Raw genomic sequence first — 5,907 nt, forward strand, 5'->3', positions numbered from 1 at the left:
TATACACGCAGTTAGTAACTCTGTCCTCCACGCCGGTCTCGATAGGAACGCGAACGGTCAGGCCGGACGCAGCGTGTCGCGCATCGGCAGCGATCGGAACGTGGCGCCGGTTGCGGCCGTCAGCGCATTCGCGACGGCCGGCGCGGCCGGCGGCACGCCGGGTTCGCCGATACCGCTCGGCGGCGCCTGCGACGGCACGACGTGCACTTCGACGTGCGGCATGCCGTTCATGCGCAGGACCGGGTAGTCGTTGAAGTTGCCTTGCTGCACGCGCCCGTTCTCCAGCGTGATCGCCGCGCGCAGGAACGTGAGGCCGAAACCGATCCCGCCTTCCACCTGCGACGCGACCACATCGGGATTCACGACGGTGCCGCAATCGACCGCGCAGACGATGCGATCGATCGTGAACGTGCCGTCCTGCAGCACCGTGACCTCCGCGACCTGCGCCACGTACGTGCCGAACGCGAACTGCAGTGCGATGCCTCGCCCGCGCTTCGTGCCGGGCGCACCGGCACGCAGCGGCGCCGACCAGCCGGCCTTTTGCGCGACCAGGTCGAGTACGCCGCGATGGCGCGGCATCTTCGTGAGCAACGCACGGCGGAACGCGTACGGGTCCTTGCCTGCCGCATGCGCGGCCTCGTCCATCAGCGTCTCGCCGACGAACGCCGCATGCGTATGGCCGACCGAGCGCATCCATTGCGTTTTCACCGCGAGCGTCTGGATGTGCTGCGTCACCTTGAAGTTCGGGATCTCGTACGGGATATCGGCGGACCCTTCGACGAGCGTCGGATCGACGCCCGACGGCAGCGGTGCGAAGAAGCTCTGCCCCACCACGTCCTGGTTCCACGACACGAGGTTACCGCCCTTGTCCACGGCGAGCCGGACCCGGTGCAGGGTCGCCGGCCGGTAGAAGCCGGCGCGCATGTCGTCCTCGCGCATCCACACGAGCTTGACCGGCGCGTCGATCCCCTGCGCACGCGCGGCGCGGGCGATCCGTGCCGCCTCGCACACGTAGTCGCCGACCGGGTTCGCGCGGCGGCCGAAGCTGCCGCCCGCGTACAGCTGGTTGATCGTCACCTGCTCCGGCTTGAGGCCGACTTCCTTCGCGACGATGACCTGGTCGCCGGTATGCCACTGCTCGCCGTTCCAGATCTCGCAGCGATCCGCGTGCAACCACACGACGCAATTCAGCGGCTCCATCGGCGCGTGCGACAGATACGGCTGCTCGAAGGTCGCGTCGATGAACTTGCCGCCCGAAGGCGCTTCGCTCACCACGTTGCCGCGTGTTGCAGCGACCACGCCGGGCTTGTCGAGCGCGGCCCGGTACTGCTTCGAGATGTCGGCGGAACCGAGCGCAAGCGCGTGCGTATCGTCCCACGTGATCTTCAGTGCATCGCGCCCCTGGCGCGCCACCCACGTATTGCGCGCCAGCACCGCGACGCCGCCCTGCACGTTGTCGTCGCCCGGCACCTCGACGACCGCGACCACGCCGGGGATCGCCTTCGCCTTGCTCGCGTCGACGTGACGGACCTTGCCCCACATGCGCGGCGGATGGGCGATCACCGCGACCAGCATGCCGGGCAGCTTCACGTCCTGCGTATAGATCGCCGAACCGTTGACCTTCGCGGGAATATCGACGCGCCGCGTGTCGCGTTTGCCGATCAGCTTGAAGTCGGCCCGCTGCTTGACGGCCACCTTCGACGGCACCGGCTCGCGCGCCGCATCGGCCGCGAACTGGCCGAAGCCTGCACGGCGGCCCGATGCGGCGTGGACGATCACGCCGTCCTCGATGCGCAGCGCCGCCGGATCGACCTTCCACTTCCGTGCGGCGGCCGACAGCAGCATCGCGCGCGCGGCGGCGGCCGCTTCGCGCATCACCGTCCACGAGCCGGCCATCGCGGTACTGCCGCCCGTTGCCTGAATCTTCCAGCCCATCTTCGCGAACATCGGGTTCACGTAGCGCGTCGCATCGGCCTGTGCCGCCACGACCCGCACCTTGTCGAGACCGATGTCGAGTTCGTCCGCCGCGAGCGTCGCGATGCCGGTGAACGTGCCCTGTCCCATTTCGAGGTACTCGGACACGACGCTGACGATGCCGTCGGCGCCGATCCGGATGAAGGCGTTCGGCTCGAACGACACGCCTGCGGTGGCCGGCGTGACCGATTTGGCGAGCGCGATCTCGCCGCTGAAACCGACCGCGAGCGTAAGCGCGGCCATGTTGCCGAGAAACTTGCGACGCGAAGCCGATGCGATGCCGTCTGCGGATTCCGGCGTGCCGGCCGATTGCCGGGAGCGAGTGGACTGGCTCATGCCTTGAGGTTCTCCGCGGCTTTGTGGATCGCGACGCGGATCCGCTGATAGGTCGCACAGCGGCAGATGTTCCCGCTCATCGCGGCATCGATGTCGCCATCCGTCGGATCGGGTTTCGCGGTCAGCAGCGCGACCGCCGACATCACCTGCCCGGACTGGCAATAGCCGCACTGCGGCACCTGTTCGTCGATCCACGCTTTCTGCACGGCCTGGCCGACCTTCTTCTCGTGTGCGGCCTCGATCGTCGTGACGTTGCGGCCGGCGAGCGTACCGATCGGCGTCACGCACGCGCGCATCGGCTGACCTTCGACATGAACCGTGCATGCGCCGCACAGCGCCATGCCGCAGCCGAACTTCGTTCCCGTCAGCCCGAGCTCGTCGCGCAGGTACCAGAGCAGCGGCATGTCGGGATCGCCAGCGAACTGATGCCGCTGACCGTTGATGGTGATATCTGTCATTCTGTCTGACCTATTCTGTGGGGAACCGGGTTCGACAGCCGGCTGCGGTGAGCGGGACGACGCATCCGGCTGGTCGCACGCATGCCGTCGCGGCACGAACGCACTGGACGAACCCGCGGCGCTTGCGCCCGCGATGCATCGATGCGAAAGCTCGCATCGCCGAACGCGCGCGATAAAGGACGGGGAAACCGGAAAACTATAGTCGGCACGTGCCGCGCCGGTAAGACTCGAAATTGTGAGAATGTTGCCTATTCGTCCGAAATTGAACGCGCCGCTGAAGGGGCGTGCATGGACGATGCGGGCCGCGGCGGTCGGCTGACCGACGCACGGTCGAACGAAGCGCGGGCGCACGCGCCGAGCGGCGTGCGCTACGCGCCGGCCGTGCATGCGGTCATGCATGCGGCCGGCCTGATGCAGGTTGTCGCGCCGGCTCGTTGTCCGGCGGCCTGCGCAGCGGGCGAGTGCCCGGTCGCTCAGTCGATCACAAGAACCACCGATACTCCCGCGCCCCGATTTCATTGCGGAAATCCAGCTCCTCCTGCCGCTTGTTCTCGCAATACACCATCACGAACTCGCTGCCGAGCCCTTCGCGCACGGCCGCGTGATCCTGCATCTCGGCGACCGCCGACAGCATCTCCTTCGGAAAGTCGATCCCGCTGCCGCGATCCTCGTTGAGCGGCGCGATCGGCTCGAGCTTCGCGTCGAGCCCGTGCTCCATCCCGGTGAGAATCGCCGCGAGCACGAGGTACGGGTTCGCGTCCGCACCCGCGAGCCGGTGCTCGATCCGCAGGTTGCGCGCGTCCGACTCGGGAATCCGGATGCACGCATCGCGATCCTCGAAACCCCAGCTCGCGCGGCTCGCCGCGTTCACCATCGATCCGTAACGCCGGAACGCGTTGTGATTCGGCGCGAACACCGGCATGCAATGCGGCAGCAATGCGAGGCATCCGGCCACCGCTTGCCGCAGCGGCCGCTGCCCGTCCGCCGCGAGCAGGTTGCGCCCCGCATCGTCGTAGAGGCTCACGTGCACGTGCATCCCGCTGCCCGGCGCATGCAGGTACGGCTTGCCCATGAAGCTCGCGCGATAGCCGTGCTGCAACGCGACGCCGCGCGTGCTGCGGCAGAACATCGCCGACCAGTCGGCCGCGCGCAGCCCGTCGTCGCAATGGCCGAAGTTGATCTCGAACTGGCCGGGCCCGAGCTCGGCGGTGATCACGGTCGCGTCGATTCCCTGCGTGCACGCAACGTCGACCATCTCGTGCAGCACGTCGGAGAAGCGCGACAGGCGCTCGATATGCATGTTCGGCTGATCGTCACGATCATCGGACAGGCGGTCGCGCGGATACTTCGGCATCCCCTCTTCGAGCTGCGCGGCGAACAGGTAGAACTCGAGCTCGAACGCGACGACCGGCCGGATGCCACGCCGCGCGAGCCGCTTCAGCACGCGCGCGAGCACCTCGCGCGGCTCGAACTCGACCGGCGCATCGGTGCCGTCCGTCGTGATCAGCATCTGGCCGAGCGGCTGCTTCTCCCAGGTCACCGGCTTCAGCGTGCCGGGGATCAGCCGGCGCACGGCGTCCGGGTCGCCGTCGTTGAAACAGTAGTCGCCGATCTTGTAGAGGCCGCCCTGCGTGCCGAGCAGGATGCAGTTCTGCGGCAGCTTCAGCAACGAGCCGGCCGCCACTTTTTCGAGCGCATCGATCGGGTAGCGCTTGCCGTAGAAATGTCCGGGCAGGTCGAGGCAGATCAGGTCGACATAACGGATCTCGGGGTGCGCCTGCCGGAATGCGCGGACTTCATCGACCAGCGCGGGAACGACGTCAGCCATGTCTCATCCTTTCCATGTCTTGTATGGCGGTGCCGCAGCGCGGCGAACCGGATTCATGCGGCACACTCGACCACGCACGCCGCATTTAAATCAGTACTGCAAACAGGCTGCGTAGCGCGGCGGCCTGCGGCACCGCCCGCCCCGCCGACAACTCAGGTGAATACCCAGATCACGCGCGTCGGCGCGTCGGTCAGGTTGGCATAGCGAAAGCGCTTGTGCGCGGGAAGCTGGAATGCGTCGTTCGGGCCGAGCGTGACGGGCGTATCGTCGCCGTCGATCCAGACCGTCAACTCTCCTTCGAGCACGAAGCCGCCCTGCTCGTCGCTGTCGTCGACGGGCCGCTCGCCACTGCTCGCGCCCGGTGCGAGATGGCTTTCGAGAATCGAGAAGCGCGAGCGCATGTTCGGCGACACGAGGATGTCGGTGATGCCGGCCGCGTAATACACGGTGCGCCGCTCGTCGGGCCGCGTCACCCACGGCACGCTGCGCGGTTTGCTCAGGCTGTAGAAATAGGTGGTCGGCACGCCGAGCGCCTCGCCGATCGCGGTGAGATCCGCCACCGTCGGGCGCGACAGCCCGCGCTCGACCTGCGACAGAAAGCCGACCGAGCGGCCGATCCGTTCCGCGAGATCGTTGAGCGTGACCTTGCGATGCTTGCGCAGGTCGCGGATCAGGATCGCCAGGCTTTCTATCTCTTCCTGTTCATTCATGATGGGTTCCGGTGCAGTCAGACGGTATCGCGCAGACGGTACCAGGCCTTGCCGATCGCTTCCAGCGGCGCGGCGAGCCGGTCGCCGCCAGGAAAGCGCGGATTGCGGATGCGCTGGTACTGCGCGAGCAGGCGTTCGTCGCCGAGCACCGCGTCGGCCACCGCGCGCGCACCGGCGAGCGTCGGCAGCACGCCGTGCCCCGAGAACCCCTGCAGCCAGAAACGCTGCCCGTGGCGGCCGATGTCCGGCGTGCGGCGCATGCTGATGTCGATATGGCCGCCCCACGCGTAATCGAGCGGCACGCCGGCCAGTTGCGGGAACACGCGTTCGAGGTGCGGGCGCGTCGCCGCCGCGATATCGGCCGGAATGCCGCCGAGATAGGTGCAGCCGCCGCCGAACAGCAGCCGGTTGTCGGGGCTCAGGCGGAAATAGTCGGGCACGAACTGGTTGTCGATCACGCAACTGTTCTGCGGCAGCAGCGAACGGGCAACGTCGGGCGCGAGCGGCGCGGTCGCGACCTGGTACGTGCCGACCGGCAGCAGCCGGCGCGCGAGATCGCGATCGAGCCGGTCGACATACGCGTTGCAGGCCAGCACGAGCA

Annotated in this window: 5 protein-coding genes; all 5 read right to left on the reverse strand. The window is 67.7% G+C overall.

What is annotated here, in order from left to right; translation table 11 throughout:
* Nucleotides 1-57 precede the first annotated feature (57 nt).
* On the reverse strand, nucleotides 58-2,310 hold the full coding sequence (locus G3N99_RS33240; RefSeq protein ID WP_206124491.1) for a xanthine dehydrogenase family protein molybdopterin-binding subunit: 2,253 nt from the start codon (nucleotides 2,308-2,310) through the stop codon (nucleotides 58-60).
* Complete coding sequence (locus G3N99_RS33245; protein ID WP_174936926.1) at nucleotides 2,307-2,768, reverse strand: (2Fe-2S)-binding protein; 462 nt, start codon at nucleotides 2,766-2,768, stop codon at nucleotides 2,307-2,309. Before G3N99_RS33245 ends, G3N99_RS33240 begins: the two co-directional genes overlap by 4 nt.
* 481 nt (nucleotides 2,769-3,249) lie before the next feature.
* Nucleotides 3,250-4,596 carry a glutamine synthetase family protein gene (locus G3N99_RS33250; RefSeq protein WP_174985571.1) on the reverse strand — a complete coding sequence of 449 codons (1,347 nt, stop codon included), beginning with the start codon at nucleotides 4,594-4,596 and terminating at the stop codon, nucleotides 3,250-3,252.
* A gap of 152 nt (nucleotides 4,597-4,748) precedes the next feature.
* Nucleotides 4,749-5,306, reverse strand: a complete 558-nt coding sequence (locus G3N99_RS33255; RefSeq protein ID WP_069252166.1) for an XRE family transcriptional regulator — start codon at nucleotides 5,304-5,306, stop codon at nucleotides 4,749-4,751.
* 17 nt (nucleotides 5,307-5,323) lie between these two features.
* The coding region (locus G3N99_RS33260; RefSeq protein ID WP_206124492.1) for an FAD-binding oxidoreductase at nucleotides 5,324-5,907 on the reverse strand (584 nt) is incomplete at its 5' end.

Source organism: Burkholderia sp. Ac-20392 (genome assembly GCF_017104585.1).
Taxonomy (GTDB): domain Bacteria; phylum Pseudomonadota; class Gammaproteobacteria; order Burkholderiales; family Burkholderiaceae; genus Burkholderia; species Burkholderia lata.

Bases quoted from the DNA above. Each gene is read 5' to 3' on its own strand.
- G3N99_RS33245 (WP_174936926.1), bottom strand. From the start codon at position 2,768: ATGACAGATATCACCATCAACGGTCAGCGGCATCAGTTCGCTGGCGAT.
- G3N99_RS33240 (WP_206124491.1), bottom strand. From the start codon at position 2,310: ATGAGCCAGTCCACTCGCTCCCGGCAATCGGCCGGCACGCCGGAATCC.
- G3N99_RS33250 (WP_174985571.1), bottom strand. From the start codon at position 4,596: ATGGCTGACGTCGTTCCCGCGCTGGTCGATGAAGTCCGCGCATTCCGG.
- G3N99_RS33255 (WP_069252166.1), bottom strand. From the start codon at position 5,306: ATGAATGAACAGGAAGAGATAGAAAGCCTGGCGATCCTGATCCGCGAC.